We start from the raw sequence: 17,077 nt of genomic DNA on the forward strand, positions 1-17,077 counted from the left end.
GCGGCAGCAGAGATTGAGGATTCATGGCAGGCAACTCACAGCGCAAAGGTGCCATCCGCAAAAGCGGCACCAAGAAGGGCGCCGTCGTCGGTTCGGGCGGGCAGCGGCGCAAGGCGCTCGAGGGCAAGGGCCCGACCCCGAAGGCCGAGGACAGGCCCGGGCACAAGGCGTACCGCGCTGCCAACGCCGCCACCAAGCGGGACCAGGCCCGGCAGAAGAAGGCCGACCGGCCGGAGCTGATCGCCGGCCGCAATCCGGTCGTCGAGGCGCTGCGCGCGGACGTGCCGGGCACGGCGCTGTACGTCGCGCTCAACATCGACATCGACGACCGGGTCAACGAGGCCGTCCGGCTCGCGGGAGACAAGGGCATCTCGATCCTGGAGATCCCGCGCGAGGAACTGGACCGCAAGACCAACCGGGCCATGCACCAGGGCCTCGGGCTGCAGGTGCCGCCGTTCGAGTACGTGCATCCCGACGACCTGATGCAGGCCGCGCGCGACTCGGGCAACGCCCCGCTGTTCGTCGCGCTCGACGGCGTCACCGACCCGCGCAACCTTGGCGCGGTGATCCGGTCCGCCGCTGCGTTCGGCGCGCACGGCGTGCTGCTGCCGGAACGCCGCAGCGCCGGAATGACCGCGGTCGCGTGGCGCACGAGCGCCGGCACCGCGGCGAAGCTGCCGATCGCGGTCGCCACGAACCTCACGCGCCAGCTGCGCGCGTGGGCGTCGAAGGGCCTGATGGTCGTCGGCCTGGACGCCGACGGCACGGTCGACATCGACTCGCTTGAGCTTGCCGCGGATCCGCTGGTCATCGTGCTCGGCTCGGAAGGCCGCGGCCTTTCCCGGCTGGTCCGCGAGACCTGCGACGCGACGGTGTCGATCCCGATGGCGGCCGGCGTGGAATCGCTGAACGCCTCGGTCGCCGCCGGGGTCCTGCTGGCCGAGGTCGCCCGCCGTCGCCGGATCGCCGGACGCGTCTGACCTTTATCGGCGGAATCCTCGGGCTGTTATCATCGATAACATGCCCGACGACGCCCGCGCCCGCATCATCACGGCCGCCCTGGACTTGCTGGCCAACGGCGGCCCGGACGCGGTGTCGACCCGCGCGGTGAGTGCGGCGGCAGGCGTCCAGCCACCGACGATTTATCGGCTGTTCGGCGACAAGGACGGCCTGCTCGACGCCATCACCGTCCAGGGCTACGCCGATTACCTGGAGGCGAAAACCGCCCAGCCCCCGGCTGAGGACCCGTTGGAAGAGTTGCGGCGGGGCTGGGACCAGCATCTGGAGTTCGGCCTGGCCAACCCGGCGCTGTACCGGCTGATGACCACCCGCCCCGGCCCTTCCCCCGCGCTGGAGAAGGCCATGGAGATTCTCGCGACGCGAGTCAGCCGCGTCGCCGAGGCTGGACGGCTGCGGGTGCCGGAGCCCCTTGCCGCGGCTTTGATCCACGCCGCCGGGTCGGGCGCGACGTTGAGCCTGATCTCGATGCCGCCGGATTCCCGCGATCTCGCGGTGTCGGTCGCTGCCCGCGAAGCGGTGCTCGCGGCGATCAGCACGGACCGGCCGGTCTCCCGCACACCCGGGCCAGCCGCCGCGGCCACGGCATTGCGGGCAGTATTGCCGCAGGTCTCAGGGCTGAGCGAGGCGGAGAAGGCGTTGATGGGCGAATGGCTGGACCGGATCACCGACTGAGCCGGGCCGCACGCGCTTCCGCGTTGCGAGGGGAGAAATCCTCCCAAATCCGTCACCCTCGGTGATTCGGGCTGTGATCCGTCGGGCATCGCTCCGCGAAGCCACTCGCTCGGGCTAAGGTCTCCTCTCGGAACCGAGGGGGGCCCGTCACCGATGTCGTTCGTTTCACCGCTGTTCTTGTGGTACTTCATGCCCGCGGTGCTGCTCGCGGTCCTGGTGTGCCCGCGCAGCTGGCGCAACGGCATCGTCGCGGTCGCGAGCCTGCTGTTCTACACGATCGGCGCCGGCCCGTACCTGTTCTTGCTGCTGCTCTGCATGGCGGTGAACTTCCTGGCCGGACCGGCGCTGGAGCCGAGTCCGTGGGACGTCCGAGGCACGCGCCGGAAACGGATCCTGATCGGCGTCATCACGCTCGACGTGCTCGTGCTCGTCATCTGGAAGTACGCCGGTTTCGCGACGCAGCAGATCGCCGCCGTCGCGCACTGGTTCGGCGGCGATCTGGGCGTCGCGAACATCGTGGTCCCGATCGGCATTTCCTTCTACACCTTCCACCACATCTCCTACGTGGTGGACATCTACCGCGGCGAGCGGCACGCACTGCGCAACCCGGTGTCGTTCGCCGCGTACATCGCGATGTTCCCGCAGCTGGTGGCGGGTCCCATCGTGCGCTACCGGGAGATCGCCGACCAGCTTCCGCAACGGCGTTCGCACCGGCTGGACGACATCGCCGCGGGCTTCCCGAGGTTCGCACTGGGCCTGTGCAAGAAGTCGATCATCGCCGACTCGCTCAGCCCGATGGTCGAAGCCTGCTTCTCGACCCCGTCGAACCAGATGACCTTCACGACGGCCTGGCTCGGCGCGATCGGCTACACCCTGCAGTTGTTCTTCGACTTCTCCGGCTACTCGGACATGGCGATCGGACTCGGCCGCATGCTCGGCTTCCGGCTGCCGGAGAACTTCGCGCGCCCGTACTCGTCGGTGACCATCACGGAGTTCTGGCGCCGCTGGCACATGTCCCTGTCCCGCTGGTTCCGCGACTACGTCTACATCCCACTGGGCGGCAACCGTTCGGGTGCCGGAAAGACGTACCGGAACCTGTCGATCGTCTTCGTGCTGACGGGTTTCTGGCACGGCGCGCAATGGACGTTCTTGATCTGGGGCTGCTACCACGGGGCCCTGCTGGTCATCGAACGCCGCTTCAACCTCGGCAACGCCCCAGCCAGCCCAGTCGCCCGCATCGCCCGCCGCCTGCTGACGCTGATCCTGGTGGTGTTCGGCTGGGTCTTCTTCCGCTCCGCCGACCTCGCCCACGCGCTGTCGATGCTCGGCCACATGCTGATCCCAGACTTCGGCGGCTTGGGTGACGTCGTGGAAAGCGCACTGACGAACCAGCGAATGGTGATCCTGCTGCTGGCGCTGATCGTGTTCATCCTCCCGGCCCACCCGGTGACGGGTCCGCTGCTGGAATCGTCCCGAAGCCGCGGAGCCACGGCGCTGCGCATCGGGGTCATGACGGTGGGGCTGGTTTACGCGGCGATCTTGGTGGCTACTGGGACTTTCAGCCCGTTCCTGTACTACCAGTTCTGATCGCGGAACCGGCCGAAGGCGGCTATAGACCAAAAAGCTCCGGCGGATGAAGTTGTGTGCTGGGGTTGATTGGATGGGGTGATGACGGACTCCGTGCAGAAGCTGCGCTTTGATCGTGACGTGGTGGTGCTGCAGGCAGGCGGCCAGCACCAGGCGAGGCTGCGTGGGTGGCTCGATGGCTACGACGGCCCGCAGCCGATCTACCGGCTTGAATTGCAGACTCGCTTGGGGACATACGGCGGTCCTTATACGGCGACTGGACCGGACATGTTCGAGACCCTTGTCCGATTGCGGCGGCAGCTCGAGCCGGAGGGGCTGATGATCGCGGTGCAGGGTTCCCGGCGCGACGCGTATCCGAGCGGAATGGCGCGCGACATGGGCGGCGGAGAGCGCATCTACGTCCTGCGTCCGGGGCAGAAGGCAAGCGCGAACGACCTTGTCGACACGTTCGCCGATGGACCGATCGACCAGGTGGCGACCGTCGACGAGCAGCACAGCTTCTGGGAAGCCTGGTGCACGAGGGTTTCCGAGTCTTAGCGTTCTGGGCACCTGCTGGTGCATCGTCGCGCGGGGCGCATGGCTCTGGTCAAGGCTGAGCCGGGGTTACGGACGCGCCGGTCGGCTCCTTCGAGCGCTATCGCAAAACTCCGAAGTACGTTCGGAACACAATGGCGGTACAGATCGGACTCAGCGACGTTGGGCGAGCACTGCAGGTACCAGCGCTTGCGAGGACGATAAGCCTCTTTACCGGCGCAGGCTGCGGGTAAGCTTCGTCCGTTGCCTAACGGAAGGCCCGGAAACGATGACCGACCCTACCGAGCCGCCAGATCTGGCCTCCACTCCGAACGTGATCCCGTACGTTGACCCGCACGACGGGCCTCGGCGGTTGCTCACGATCGACATTTCCACGCATATTTTCCACGCCGGTGCGTACATCCCGTTCGCGGGGATCGACGGTCGGCAATACGTCGTTTCCTGGGGCGCGGTGTCGTTCGAGATTCCCGCCGACCGCAACGTCCATGTCAGCGTGCACCTGCAGAGCAACGGCGGAGCCGGGTACACACCGTCGCCGTTCGCGTCGATCATTTTGTACCCGAATCCGTTGCCGCAACGGCTGGCGACCCAGTTCGCCCGGGCGGGCATGGGGGCACTTGTCCCGCTGCCGTAAGCCGTTCCCACACCCCAGCCTGGTCAGCGTGAAGCCATGGCGTTGTTCTGCGCCTCGTTAACTGGGATTCAGCGTTGGCCGTATCCCTTCAGTTTCTCCACCACCTGCTCGATTTCCGTTGGCGGCAACAGAGTCGGAGTACCAGCGGAGCGGGCCAGCAGCCACACCTGGCAGACCCATTCCAATTGCTGAGCCCGGCTGTACGCGCTCGACAACGAGTCGCCATAGGTGATCGTGCCGTGGTTTGCCAGGAGGCAGCCTCGGCGGGCGTCCAGGGCTTGCAGCATCGCGTCGGCGAGTTCGGTGGTGCCGTAGGTCGCGTACGGGGCTACTCGGGCCGTGGGGCCGATTGCCGCGAGCATGTAGTGGATCGGCGGGACTTCGGTGACCAAAGTGGACACTGCGGTGGCGTGCACCGAATGCGTGTGCACGACCGCGTTCACCGGGGCGGACTCCGGGTCGGTGGCGCAGGTGTACACGGCCAGGTGCATCGGGAGTTCGCTCGTCGGCTTCAGGGCACCGTCCGCGAGCTTGCCGTCGAGGTCCACGACGGGGATGTCGGCAGGCGTGAGAGCGGCATAGTCGACACCGGTCGGGGTCACGGCGACCAGGTCGCCTGCCCGCGCTGAAACGTTGCCCGAGGTGCCGACGACGAGGCCGTCCGTGGTCAGGCGGCGGGCGTACTCGCAGACTGCGGCACGCTCGTTCTCCAGGATCATTCACAGCCTCCACAGTCCGCGCGCGGCAGACAGGGAAGCCTGGTAGTCGGCGTAACCGCGCTCGTAATCAGCCACATTCTCGGGCCGGGCCTCGACTGTTCGCGAGTTCGCGGCCCAGCGATCCCGATCGTACGGCGTCCCCAGCGCGTCCGCGGCGGTGAGCACGGCACCGCGGGCGCCGACACCGGGATCGCTCGGGATCACGACCGGACGGCCGAGCACGTCGGCGAAAATCTGCAGCCATTCGGGCGAGCGGACTCCGCCGCCGCAGGCGTAGAGCTGTCCCGACAGACCGGCTGCTTCGAAGCAATGCCGTGCGGCGTAAGCGATCGACTCGCAGAGCGCGCGGACCAAATCGGCCCGGCCGGTTTCCAGACTCAGTCCGGAGAACTGTGCACGCGCTCCGGCATCGACGAAGGGCGCACGTTCGCCCGATACCGAAAGGAACGGCAGTGCGCGTACTCCGCGAGCGCCCGGTTTGCTGCTGGCCAGCAGCGGGTCGATTTGCTCGACGCTGATGCCCAGCAGCTCGCAGACCCAGTCGATACCAGCAGTGCCGACCATCGCGGGCATCGCGTGCAGGTACTCGTGTTCGTCGGGCGTGCACAGGAACATGCCCGCCGGTTCCGCTTCGGGATCGAAAGCGGGGTCGGTGGTGAGCACCTGGCAGGCAAGCGTGGTCCCGGCGGTGAGGATGCCGTCGCCCGGTTTCCGTACGCCAGCGCCGATCGCACTGGCCGGCAGGTCGAACGGTCCCGCGGTGACCGGCAATCCCACTGGCAACCCGAGCAATGCGGCACCGCGCCGGTCGAGCCGGAACACCGACTTCGCCGGAGCTGGTTTCGCGAAGAGCGACCGGCGATGCCCCAGCCCGCAGGCTTCGATCGCGCCGTCGTCGTAGCTGCGGGTGGCCGGGTTCAGGAACGGCAGCGACGCGTCCGAAACGTCGACCGTGATCTCGCCGGTGAGCCGCTGCAACACCGCGTCCACACAGTATCCGGCCACCGCGGCGCGGTCGAGGACCTCGGGCTCATGGGTGTCCAAATAGGACATGATGGCCGCGGTGCAGCCGGGGAACATGCCAGAACCGGTGCGGCGGAAGACTTCCGTGGTCACGCCGTCGGCCTGCCATTTCGCCAGCACGGTGTTCGCCCGGCCGTCGAGCCACGAGATGGCCGGATGCACCGCGTTGCCTGCTTCGTCGCGGAGCCAGAGCCCGTCGCCCTGTCCGGTCAACGCCAGCGCGGACACCGGCTCGGGCAGCGCGGCCGCGACCTCGCGCACGACCGTCGCGACCGTGCCGGCGACCTGGTCGAGATCCTGCTCGACCCGGCCGCCCGGAAGGTGGTGCACTTCGGACGGCGTGCACGCGCTCGCGATGGAGCTGCCGTCGTCGTCGAACACCACGGCCTTGGTGAGCGACGTCCCGATGTCGACCCCGACAATCACGGCCGTCGCTCCAGCACCTCGGGATTCGCGACGTTGGCCAGCTGCTCGCCGCGGGCGTACCGGCCGACCTCCGCGGCGACGATCGCCGCCGCTCGCTCGGCCGTCTGCCTGCTCGCGCCGGCGAGATGCGGCGTCGCGATCACGTTGGGCGCATCGCGCAGCGCCCAGTCCGCCGGCGGCGGCTCGACGTCGTACACGTCGAGGGCGAGCGCGCCGAGCCGACCGGAGCGCAGGGCCTCGGGCAGTGGCGCGTAGTCGAGCAGGCCGCCGCGAGCAGTGTTCACGAGGACCGCACCCTCCGGCAGGAGAGCGAGTTTGCTCGCGTCGATGAGGTGCCGGGTTTCTTCGGTGAGCCGCGCGTGCAAGCTCACGACTCGGCTCTGCCGGAGCAGCTCGTCAAGCTCGACGAGCCGCGCGCCATCGGCTGCTACCGCGGCACGGTCGGCATAAGGGTCAGCCACCAGGACGTTCGCCCCGAACGCGACGAGCACCTTGGTGACCCGGGACCCGATCGCGCCGTACCCGACGAGTCCGACCGTGGTGCCGTCCAGCTCCAGTCCGGCCTGGTCGTAGGCGTAGTAGTCGCCGCGCCAGGTTCCGGCGAGCAGTTCGGCCGAGGAAGTCGAGATCCGCCGCATCGCGGCGAGGATCATGCCTACGGCGAACTCGGCCGCCGCGCCCGCGTTGCGTCCCGGCGCGTAGGTGACGGCGACTCCTGCCTCGGTGGCGGCAGTCAGGTCGACGTTCACCGGCCCGCCCCGGCACACCGACACGAGCTTGAGCGCCGGCGCGGCGGCGAAGACCTTCTTGGTGAACGGAGCCATCTGCGTGACGACGGCCTCGGCACCGGCGAGTGCCTCGATCACCTGGTCCTCGGTACCGCTGGCCTCCAGCACGTTGCCGACCGGCCCGAACGGCTCGACCGGCCACGGCAGCGTCAGCTCGGCGACCTCGTGGTCGCCGCCGAGCTCCGCGCGGACGGCTCCGGCCAGCAGGCCGGGGCTGACGAAGTGGTCTCCCGCAGCGAGAATGTGCAACTCTGCTCCCTCACTCGCTCTGTGCCGATTGTGCGCCACGACGGACGCCTTTGGTCAGTGGGCGTTCTCGTACTCGGTGATGTGCGCGACCTTGGTCGCGCTCGCCGACGCCGGGTCGAAGCGGTACCCGACCCATTCGGCCACGATCTTCTTCGCCACCTCAGGGCCGATCGCACGCGCCCCGAACGTGATCACCTGGCAGTCGTTCGATTTGATCGACCGCTCGGCGGAGTACGAATCGTGCGCGACCGTCGCCCGCACACCGGGCACCTTGTTCGCCGAGATCGCCATGCCGATACCGGTGCCGCAGACCAGGACGCCGCGGTCCGCCTCGCCGCGAGCGATCGCTTCCGCCGCGGCGAGCCCCAGCAACGGGTACGCCCGGTCATCCGCCGCGTCCGGCACGCCGAGGTCGGTCACCTCGGTGACTCGTTCGTCGGCCCGCAGCAGGTCACGCAGCTGATTCTTCAGTTCGACCCCGGCGTTGTCCGCCGCCACCACGATGCGCATCAGTCCGCGCTCCTTTCCAGCTCCTCGCCGACAGCCGTGACCAGCAGCGAGAACGACACCGCACCCGGGTCGGAATGACCCTCGCTCCGTTGCGCGAGCCGCGCCGCGCGTCCCTTCGCCGGACGCAAATGCGCAGTCTCCTGCGCGGCTACGACCGCGGCTCCAGCGGCCTTCCGCCATGCCTGCACTACGTCCGAACCCGCCTGCTCCCGCAGCGTGGCCCGGAACGGCTCGATCGCGTCGAGCATCGTCTTGTCGCCCAGTTCGGCCTTGCCCAGCTCGCAGAACGCGCGAACCGCACCGTCAACCGCGTCGGCGAGCATCGCGGTGGTGATGTCCTCGGCTGCGGCACCGCTCAGCCCGGCACCGGTTTCCGCCAGCAGTACGCCGTACAGCGCGCCCGAAGCACCACCCGCCGCGTCAGCGAACGCCGTCCCGGCAGCCAGCAGCGCACCGGAGACAGTTTCCGGTTCACGCCGCGCGGCCGCGACGGCGGCGCGCATCCCGCGGGTCATGCCGAGCCCGTGGTCTCCGTCCGCGGCTACCGCGTCGAGCCTGCCCAGCTCCGCCTCGTTTTCCTCGATGCTGCGCAGGGCCGCGGTGAGAACCCGGTCGACGACGCTGGTCCCCGGAGCCTCCTCGGTCAGCAGTTCGTCCACTGTGGACTCGAGAGCGACCGTGGTCAGCTCGGCGCCGGTGGTGCGGTAACCCGGGGTGTCGCACGGCGCGGCGTACAGCTCGGCCAATTCGTCGTCCAGCACCAGGATCGACAGCGAAACCCCGGCCATGTCGAGCGACGTGACGAACTCCCCGACCTCGGAATGCACTGGGCTGAGCCCGGCCTGCGCCAGCCGTTCGTGCACGCGGGTGTAGGTGACGAACATTTCCTCGTACTTGGTGCGGCCGAGCCCGTTCACCAGCACGACCACCCGGCCGTCCCCCTCCGGCAGCTCCGGCAGGAGACCGTCGACCAGTTCGTCCGCCAACTCCGCCGCGGACAACCGGCCCACCGTGCGCACGCCCGGTTCACCGTGAATTCCGAGGCCCAGCTCCATTTCCTGGTCCGCGACAGTGAACAGGGGCGCGTCCGCACCAGGCAGCGTGCAGCCGCCGAACGCGACACCGAACGTCCGCGTGCGAGCGTTCGCCTTCGCCGCGACCTCGTGCACCTCGTCGAGGTTGTAACCGCGCTCCGCCGCCGCCCCCGCGATCTTGAAGACCAGGAAGTCGCCCGCGACGCCGCGGCGCCGCTCCGGTTCGGTCGCCGGGCCGCTCGCGATGTCGTCGGTGACCAGGATGGTGCGGCTGGGGATGCCTTCGGCGGCGAGCCTGCGGGCCGCGAGTCCGAAGTGGAGCACGTCGCCTTGGTAATTGCCGAAGCCGAAGAGGACCCCGGCTCCATTGTCCGCGGCCCGCGCCGTGCGGTAGACCTGCTCGGCACTCGGGCTCGTGAACACATCGCCGACGACCGCGCCGTCCGCCAGGCCAGGCCCGACGAGGCCCGCGAACGCCGGGTAGTGGCCGCACCCGCCGCCGATCACGACCGCGACCTTCGGGTTCGCCGGAGCGTCGCGGCGAACGACGCCGTAAGCATCCGGCACCTTCTGGACCGTGCGGCCGTACGCGGTGACGAACCCGTCCAGCCATTGCCGCTTGAACGTGTCCGGAGAACCCAAGGTGGTCATGATTCAGTCCCTCGCAGCCACCGGCTCGCCGGCCAGATAGGCCAGGAGCTTCAGTCGGACGTCGTCATTGCTCTCGGCCACCGCGCTGGCCAGTTGCAGCGCGTCCGGCTTCGGCGGGTACGTCGGGTTGGGCAGCGCGATCACGGTGAGCCCGGCCGCGGCCGCCGCCCGGATGCCGTTGCTGGAGTCCTCGACCCCGAGGCATTCGCTGCCCGATTTGCCGAGCCGGGCCGCCGCCTCCAGGTACACGTCCGGGTTCGGCTTGCCCCGCGCGACCTCGGCACTGGACACCGTCGCGGTGAACTCACCGGTGAGCTGGTGCTTTTCGAGCACCGCGTCGATCACCCGGCGGGCCGCCGACGACGCGAGCGCGACCGGGACCCGTTCGCTGACCTCGCGCACCATCGCGCCCGCGCCGGGGAGCAACGGCGCTTCGCCCGCGTCGATCGAGGCGATCATGCCGTCGACCACCGCGCGTTCCACCTCGTCCGCCTGGTCCGGCACCCCGCACCGGCGGGCGAGATAGCCAGCCCATTCGGGGGCGCTCATGCCCTGCACCGAGGCCGTGTCCTCCGCCGTCCACTCGACCTGGTGGCGAGCGGCGAAAGCGACCCAGTTCTCCTCCCAGAGGTGTTCACTTTCCACTAGGACACCGTCGAGGTCGAACACCACCGCGTCGAGCGTCATCCACCAGATCCCTTCAGAGAGCGAGCCCGTTTCACACGAGCAATGTTAAGTTAACAGCGACGATGAGAAGTTCGCAAGGGTGTTCACACAAGGAGGGCACGAGTGGGCGCACGGCTGCTGCTGGCCAGGCACGGGCAGACCGAATGGCACGCGGAGAACCGCTACGCGGGCACCAGCGAGGTAGCGCTGACCGAGGAGGGGATCCGGCAGGCGGAGGCGCTGGCCGCGTACGCCCGTCGGGTGAAACCGGACGCGCTGTTCTGTTCGCCGCAGCGACGCGCCCGGCGCACGATCGAACCGGCGGCCGAGGCACTGGAACTGGTCCCGGAAATCGTTCCTGACCTGCGGGAAACCCATTTCGGAATCGCAGAGGGCCGCACCCGCGACGAGGTGCGCGAGACTGATCCCGAGGCGGTCGAACGCTTCCTCGCCGATCCGATCTCCGGCGCGTTCCCCGGTGCCGACGATCCGGCCGAAGCGGCCGAGCGCGGGGCTCGCGCGATCCGGGCCATCGCCGCCGCGACCAGCGGAACGGCCCTGGTCGTCGCACACAACACGCTGCTGCGGCTCACGCTCTGCCAGCTGCTCGGCATCCCGCTGTCCCGCTACCGCAGCGTGTTTCCCCGCCTGGACAACGCGGCCGTCACCGAACTGGAGGTGAGCGGTGACCGAACTGCCCTGGTGCGCTTCAACCTCCCAGTGGAACCGCGATAATCACGGCATGTCGAGCGAAAAGCCTGCCGCCCACCCCCGCGAGAACCGTCAGCAGCGGCTGACCGACCACGTGTTCCAGCAGGGTTCGGCGACCATCGGCGAGCTCGTCGACCTGCTCGGCGTCAGCATGATGACGGTGCACCGGGACATCGACGAACTGTCCCGGCGCGGCCTGGTCCGGAAGTACCGCGGCGGAGTCTCGGCGATGCCGTCGACGGTGTTCGAGAGCAACGCCGAATACCGGATGAACGCGCACGTCGACGCCAAACGGGTGATCGCGATGCACGCGGTGGAACAGGTCGAACCGGGCATGTCGGTGCTGCTCGACGATTCCACGAGCGCGCTCGCGCTGGCCAGGCTCCTGGTCGACGTGACGCCGCTGACCGTGGCCACGAACTACCTCGCCGCGATCGACGTGCTGAAGAACGTGCACGAACTGCGGCTGATCTGCATCGGCGGCGACTACTCGTCCACCCACGATTCGTTCCTCGGCATGCAGAGCATCGAGTCGATCGAGCGGCTCTCGGTGGACATCGCGTTCGTGTCCACCTCGGCGATGAGCGCTTCGATGACCTTCCACCAGGAGCCCGAGATCGTGATGATCAAACGGGCCATGCTGGCCAGCGCGCGGCACAAGGTGCTGCTGATGGACCACAGCAAGATGAAGCGCACGGCACTGCACCGGCTCGCGCCGCTGGACGACTACGACCTGCTCATCGTGGACGAGGACGTCGATCCGCACTACGTCGACGAGCTGCGCAGCCGGGTCGAGGTGCAGGTCGCCGAAGACCCTGAGAACTGATCGACTTAATAACACTCTTGCGTGCGAAGTTCACACGGTCCATGATACGTTCGATCTCGACGTCATGGAGGCGTGTATGAACGAGTCGGCAACAGCGGAGTTGCCCAAGTCGGGCTTCGGGCGCTTGCTCACGAAATGGGGGCTGCCCGCGCCCCTGTTCCTCGGGTATGTCGGACTGCTCCTGTTCATGATCGGCGACGGAGTGGAGTCCGGTTTCATCGCGCCGTATATGGCGGGCAACGGCGCGGGCACGGAAATCAAAGCTTCGTACGTGATCACCGTGTACGGCGTCGCCGTGATGCTGGCGTCGTGGCTCTCCGGTGCGCTGTCCGAGCTGTGGGGACCGCGGCGGGTGATGCTCGTCGGCCTGGTCATCTGGCTGGTGTTCGACGCGTTGTTCCTGACGCTCGGGCTCGCCGGCGAGAACTACGCGGCGATGCTGATCTGCTACGGCATCCGCGGATTCGGCTATCCGATGTTCGCGTTCGGGTTCCTGGTGTGGATCACCGCGGTGGCCCCGGTCGCCCGGCTGGGCGCGGCGGTCGGCTGGTTCTACTTCGCCTTCACCGGCGGCCTGCCCACGCTCGGCGCGCTCGTCGCGAGCTTCACCAATCCCCTGTTCGGCCACTACGGCACCCTGTGGGTCGCGGTCGTGCTGCTCGGCGTCGGCGGGCTCGTGGCGGTGCTCGGCGTCCGGCAGCGCACGGGATTCCGCAGGCTCGCGCCGCCTGACGTGAAACCGGTGCAGAGCCTGGTTTCCAGTGTCTCGATCGCGTGGAAGAAGCCGCGGGTCGGCGTCGGCATGATCGTGCGGATCATCAACACCGCGCCCGAATTCGGCATGTTGGTGTTCTTCCCGACGATCTTCATCTCCCAGATCGGCTTCGGCGAGAGCCGCTGGCTGCTGCTCGTGTCGGTGATCTACGGGACGAACATCTTCTTCAACCTGATCTTCGGCGTGCTGAGCGACCGGATCGGCTGGCGCACCACGATTTTCTGGTTCGGCGCGATCGGCTGCGCGATCTCGATCCTGCTGCTGTACTTCGTGCCGGTCGCGATGGGCTCGCAGTACTACTGGCTCGCGCTGATCGTCGGCGCGCTCTACGGCGCGACGCTCGCCGGGTTCGTGCCGATCTCCGCGCTGCTGCCGTCGCTGGCTCCGGAACACAAGGGCGGCGCGATGGCTCTGCTCAACCTCGGCGCGGGCGCTGCGGCATTCGTCGGGCCGGCGATCGTGTCGCTGTTCCTCGGACCGGCCGGTGCCGCCGGCGTGGTCATCATCTTCGCCGCGCTGTACCTGGTCGCCGCGGTGCTGGTGCGGTTCCTGAAGCTGCCGGAGCAAACCGAGAAAGCGCTCGCGACCGACGGCAGTTTGCAGGATGTCGAAGAGAGGGTCAGCACGGCGTGAACGAGCAGGTCTCGGTCGGCATCGACGTCGCCACCGCGGGGGTTCGCGCCTTCGCGGTGCGCGGCGGCTCGGTCCTCGCCACCGCATCGGCGTCGCTGCCGGCGCCGGTGCGCGCGGGCGGTGGCCGCAGCGAACAGGATCCGTCGGCGTGGTGGCCGGCGGTCGGTTCGGTGCTGAGCGAGGTCACTGCCGCGCTGCCCGGACGTGGCACGGAAGTCTCGGCGGTGGCGATCGCGGCGACGTCCGGAACGATCGTCGGAGTCGACGCCGCGGGCGAACCGGTGACGCCCGCGTTGATGTACGACGACCGGCGCGGCGCGGATTACAACGCGAAAGCCGCGGAACTCGGCGCCGGACGCTGGCGGAACCTGGGTTCGGGCGTCTCGCCGACCGCGGCACTCGGCCGGATCGCCTGGCTGGCCGAGCACACCGAGGCGGTCAGTGTCCGGCACACGCCGGAGATGATCGCGGCGAAACTGACCGGACATCCGGTCGCGGCGGATTGGTCGCACGCACTCAAAAGCGGTTACGACCCGTTGGCCGGGGAATGGCCGTCCGAGGTGTTCGCCGGTTTGGGCGTGCCGGACGGGATGTTGCCGCCGGTGGTCGCGCCGACGAGCGCGCTGGGTGAGATTTCGGTGCCGGTCGCCGGGTTGCCTGCTGGATGTCTCGTGGTGGCGGGCATGACGGACGGGTGCGCGGGGCAGCTGGCCGCGGGCGCGGTCGAACCGGGGCGGTTCGTGGGGATTCTCGGGACCACGTATGTGCTGAAGGGCGTCACGGAGTCGCTGGTGCCCGATCCCACCGGAGTGATGTACAGCCACCGGCATCCAGACGGGTGGTGGCTGCCAGGCGGCGCGTCGAACACCGGTGGTGAGTCCGTTTCGGACAGTCCACGGCTGGCGGAGCTGGATGCCGCCGCTGCTGCCCGCGGCCCGGCCGAGGTCGTGGCTTTCCCGTTGCGGCGCAAGGGCGAACGGTTTCCCTTCGCGCACGGTGACGCGGAAGGTTTCGTCCTCGGCACCCCAGCCGACGAGGTCGAATTGCATCGGGCTCGGCTGGAGGGAGTCGCCTTCCTGGAACGGCTAGCCCTGGACCACCTGCGACGGCTGGGTGTTTCGGTCAGCGAACCGCTCCTCGCGGCGGGTGGCGGAAGCAAGAGTCCTTTATGGACTCAGATCCGGGCTACCGTGAGCGGTCTAGGACTGCAGGTGGCACCGCAGGCAGAAACGGGATACGGCGCGGCACTGCTCGCGGCGGCAGGGTGTACGCCGGGTGGGCTGAGTGCGGTGTGCGAGGGAATGCCGATGGGGTCGCTCGTCGAGCCGTCGCCCGGTGAGGCAGCGGCGATGATGGCTTCGTACCAACGGTTTTGCTGTGAGCTGCGGGACCGCGGCTGGATCGACGACGAGCTGTTCGCAGTGACAGCAGGGTGATGCGGTTGGGGAGCTTGAAGGGGCGCGGGTAAGCCCTCGGATCGGCGACGGTTCACGCAGGCCATCGCTCCAGCGGGCCAGGGATCGCCGACCAACGGCGAGCCCGGCCAGGCACGATCGGCAGGCTCGAGGCTTGCCCGGCTAATGCGAGCTAGGCCAGTCGAGAGCAAAAGCAGGCGCAGTCGCCGCGGCTAAGAGCGAAGCGGGCCGAGAGACGGTGGCCAGGAGCGAAGTGCCCCGTGACGCGACGGCTAGAAGCCAAGCGATCCGAGACGCGACCGCCAGAAGCGAACCGGCCCGGGCTACAACCGGCGAACCGAGGCGCGGCAGCCGAAACCGAGGCGCGGCGGCTAGGAATCCAACCGGGCCGTGACGCGACGGTTAGGAGCGACCCGCTCGGGGGCGACCGGGGCGACGACCATTGCCATTGCCGATGCCGTTTCGAGGTGTCGGTTGCTCAGCGGGTTGCCGTGGGTCTGCGGGGGATTGTGCGTCCGAAGTGGACGAGGTGGGGCGTGGGGTCGGCTGGGGCAACGCAGGCGCGGGCGAGCCAGTTGGCGAAGGTGCCGCAGTCGGTGCCGAAGTCTGCGAAGGTCCGGCAGTCGGTGCCGGAGTCTGCGAGGGTGCATCGGCCAGTGAGGGGTCAGCCGAAGCGGCTTCCTCTTCCTGAGAGCCGAGGAAGCGCAACGCTTCCTGGACGGCCTCGTTGGTCGCGGCGATCCGATCGGCGACCTTGGTGCGCAGGTCCAGGGCCAGGGTGCGCGATTCGGTGGCTTCGGTTTGCTTCTGGAGAGCGTCGGCGAGGGCGGTTTCTGCCTGTGCCTTCTTGATGGCGATCTCTTCCGACGCTCGACGGTCCGCCTCGGCACGGGCTTGGGCGGCTGCTGCTTCGGCGGCGGCATCGGCTTCGGCTCGGCGTCGGGCGGACTCCTCGTCGGCGGCTCGGCGGGCGGCTTCGGCTGCGGCGTCTGCTTCCGCGCGGGCCTGGGCGGCCGCTTCGTCGGCTTCGGTCCGGACGCGGAGGGCTGCGGCGTCCTTCTCGTCGCGGATGCGGCGGGCTTCGGCGTCCGCGGCTAGGCGGGCGTGCTGTGATTCGGCGTCTGCCTTGGCTCGGGCTTCGGCGGCGGCTTCGTCGGCCTGGGTGCGGGCGATCAGGGCGGCCTGGTCTGCTTCGGCGCGGGCCGCTGCGGCAGCCTGGTCCGCCTCGGCGCGGGCGCGGTCGGCGGCTTCGGTGCGGGACGCGATCTCCGCGTCGGCGGCCGCAGTGCGAGTGGCGATGTCCTCCTCAGCCGCGGCCAAGCGAGTGGCGATCTCCGCGTCGGCCGCAGCCGTCCGGGTGGCGATGTCCTCGTTGGCGGCAGCGGTCCGGGTGGCGATGTCCTCATTGGCCGCTGCCGTCCGAGCGGCGATGTCCGCGTCCGCAGCGGCGGTGCGGGTCGCGATGTCCTCATTACCCGCTTTGAGCCGCGCTTCCAGATCCGCCAGGCGAGCCGCGATCTCCTCGTCCGCGGCGGCAGTACGAGTCGCGATGTCCGCTTCGGCGGCGGCGATCCGGGACTCCAGATCCGCTTGTCGCGCGGCCAGATCCTTCTCCGCCGCCGCGATCCGGGCGTCCAGGGCTTCCGAGCGCGCGGCCAAATCGGCGTGGGTCTCCGCGAGCAACCGCTGGCGTTCCGCTTCGGATTCTTTGGCCGCTTTGTCCGCTGCCCGTTGGGTTTCGTGGGCGTAGCGGTCCGCTTCGGCGCGGGTCGACGCTGCGTCCGCTTCCGCGGAGCGGCGGAGGTCGGCGATCTCGTCCTCGGCCAGCTGCACCATCATCCGCACGCGTTCGGAGATCGCACCGGCACCCGCCGGGCTCGAGGTGACCCGGACCAGCGCGGCCTTCGCCTCGGACAGCTCCGCCTGGGCTGTCGTCAGGGCCTTCGTGAGCTCGCCTGCCGTCGCCACCGCCTCGTCACGGCCGTGGGAGGTCGTCTTGAGTTCGCTGGTCAGCTGGGCGATGCGGGCGTCGACCTGATTCGGGTCGTATCCCTTCCGGGTGACAGCAAAGGCGGGGTGCTGCGGCTTCTCGGGCGCGACCATCGGGCCACCTTAGTGATCGGGGCACCTGCCGCACGTACCGCCAAACGGCTGTATTACGAAGCGCGAAACCCGACGTCACGCATGGCATCCTGTCCCCTTCG

At 68.9% G+C, this 17,077-nt stretch carries 16 protein-coding genes; 9 read left to right on the forward strand and 7 right to left on the reverse strand.

All coding sequences use genetic code 11. From position 1 onward, the window contains the following. The first annotated feature begins 23 nt into the window (after positions 1–23). From rlmB to H5411_RS09735, 5 genes are all read left to right on the forward strand, one after another. Complete coding sequence (gene rlmB / locus H5411_RS09715; RefSeq protein ID WP_101437204.1) at positions 24–980, forward strand: 23S rRNA (guanosine(2251)-2'-O)-methyltransferase RlmB; 957 nt, start codon at positions 24–26, stop codon at positions 978–980. 40 nt (positions 981–1,020) lie between these two features. Then, entirely contained in the window at positions 1,021–1,692 is a 672-nt protein-coding gene (locus tag H5411_RS09720) for a TetR/AcrR family transcriptional regulator (RefSeq protein ID WP_101437203.1), read from the forward strand. Positions 1,693–1,845: 153 nt separating this feature from the next. Continuing rightward, positions 1,846–3,279 carry an MBOAT family O-acyltransferase gene (locus tag H5411_RS09725; RefSeq protein ID WP_101437202.1) on the forward strand — a complete coding sequence of 478 codons (1,434 nt, stop codon included), beginning with the start codon at positions 1,846–1,848 and terminating at the stop codon, positions 3,277–3,279. Between the two features lie 81 nt (positions 3,280–3,360). Then, a complete protein-coding gene (locus tag H5411_RS09730) occupies positions 3,361–3,816 on the forward strand; it encodes a hypothetical protein (protein WP_101437201.1) in 456 nt (151 codons plus the stop codon). A gap of 265 nt (positions 3,817–4,081) precedes the next feature. Then, positions 4,082–4,447 (forward strand): hypothetical protein, encoded by a 366-nt coding sequence (locus tag H5411_RS09735; protein ID WP_101437200.1) that lies wholly within the window; start codon positions 4,082–4,084, stop codon positions 4,445–4,447. A 68-nt stretch (positions 4,448–4,515) separates the two neighbouring features. On the opposite strand, the gene H5411_RS09740 is transcribed toward H5411_RS09735, so the two are convergent. From H5411_RS09740 to H5411_RS09765, 6 genes are read right to left on the reverse strand one after another with little or no spacing between them, the layout of a single operon-like run. Further along, positions 4,516–5,166, reverse strand: coding sequence for a class II aldolase/adducin family protein (locus H5411_RS09740; RefSeq protein WP_101437199.1), 651 nt, complete (start codon positions 5,164–5,166; stop codon positions 4,516–4,518). Next, complete coding sequence (locus H5411_RS09745) at positions 5,167–6,615, reverse strand: FGGY-family carbohydrate kinase (RefSeq protein ID WP_101437198.1); 1,449 nt, start codon at positions 6,613–6,615, stop codon at positions 5,167–5,169. Further along, the gene (locus tag H5411_RS09750) at positions 6,612–7,652 is read right to left on the reverse strand and encodes a 2-hydroxyacid dehydrogenase (RefSeq protein ID WP_183123614.1); all 1,041 of its coding nucleotides are present in this window, start codon (positions 7,650–7,652) and stop codon (positions 6,612–6,614) included. Before H5411_RS09750 ends, H5411_RS09745 begins: the two co-directional genes overlap by 4 nt. Before the next feature lie 54 nt (positions 7,653–7,706). Continuing rightward, positions 7,707–8,162: a ribose-5-phosphate isomerase gene (locus H5411_RS09755; RefSeq protein WP_037715926.1), complete on the reverse strand. Its 456-nt coding sequence runs from the start codon at positions 8,160–8,162 to the stop codon at positions 7,707–7,709. Continuing rightward, the gene (locus tag H5411_RS09760; protein ID WP_183123615.1) at positions 8,162–9,847 is read right to left on the reverse strand and encodes a dihydroxyacetone kinase family protein; all 1,686 of its coding nucleotides are present in this window, start codon (positions 9,845–9,847) and stop codon (positions 8,162–8,164) included. Before H5411_RS09760 ends, H5411_RS09755 begins: the two co-directional genes overlap by 1 nt. A 3-nt stretch (positions 9,848–9,850) precedes the next feature. Continuing rightward, positions 9,851–10,534 carry an HAD family hydrolase gene (locus H5411_RS09765; RefSeq protein WP_101437195.1) on the reverse strand — a complete coding sequence of 228 codons (684 nt, stop codon included), beginning with the start codon at positions 10,532–10,534 and terminating at the stop codon, positions 9,851–9,853. Between the two features lie 102 nt (positions 10,535–10,636). Between H5411_RS09765 and H5411_RS09770 the strand changes: the two genes are divergently transcribed. The 4 genes from H5411_RS09770 to H5411_RS09785 all read left to right on the forward strand — a co-directional run bounded on the left by H5411_RS09770 (position 10,637) and on the right by H5411_RS09785 (position 14,894). Further along, complete coding sequence (locus H5411_RS09770; protein WP_183123616.1) at positions 10,637–11,248, forward strand: histidine phosphatase family protein; 612 nt, start codon at positions 10,637–10,639, stop codon at positions 11,246–11,248. 7 nt (positions 11,249–11,255) lie between these two features. Beyond that, positions 11,256–12,050, forward strand: a complete 795-nt coding sequence (locus H5411_RS09775; protein WP_101437193.1) for a DeoR/GlpR family DNA-binding transcription regulator — start codon at positions 11,256–11,258, stop codon at positions 12,048–12,050. 76 nt (positions 12,051–12,126) lie between these two features. Further along, positions 12,127–13,458, forward strand: coding sequence for an MFS transporter (locus tag H5411_RS09780; RefSeq protein WP_183123617.1), 1,332 nt, complete (start codon positions 12,127–12,129; stop codon positions 13,456–13,458). After that, the gene (locus tag H5411_RS09785; protein WP_183123618.1) at positions 13,455–14,894 is read left to right on the forward strand and encodes an FGGY-family carbohydrate kinase; all 1,440 of its coding nucleotides are present in this window, start codon (positions 13,455–13,457) and stop codon (positions 14,892–14,894) included. The genes H5411_RS09780 and H5411_RS09785 overlap by 4 nt, the downstream gene beginning before the upstream one ends. A gap of 381 nt (positions 14,895–15,275) precedes the next feature. On the opposite strand, the gene H5411_RS09790 is transcribed toward H5411_RS09785, so the two are convergent. Next, positions 15,276–16,976: a coiled-coil domain-containing protein gene (locus tag H5411_RS09790; protein ID WP_183123619.1), complete on the reverse strand. Its 1,701-nt coding sequence runs from the start codon at positions 16,974–16,976 to the stop codon at positions 15,276–15,278. Between the last annotated feature and the right edge of the window lie 101 nt (positions 16,977–17,077).

It is taken from the genome of Amycolatopsis echigonensis (assembly GCF_014174495.1).
GTDB lineage: Bacteria > Actinomycetota > Actinomycetes > Mycobacteriales > Pseudonocardiaceae > Amycolatopsis > Amycolatopsis echigonensis.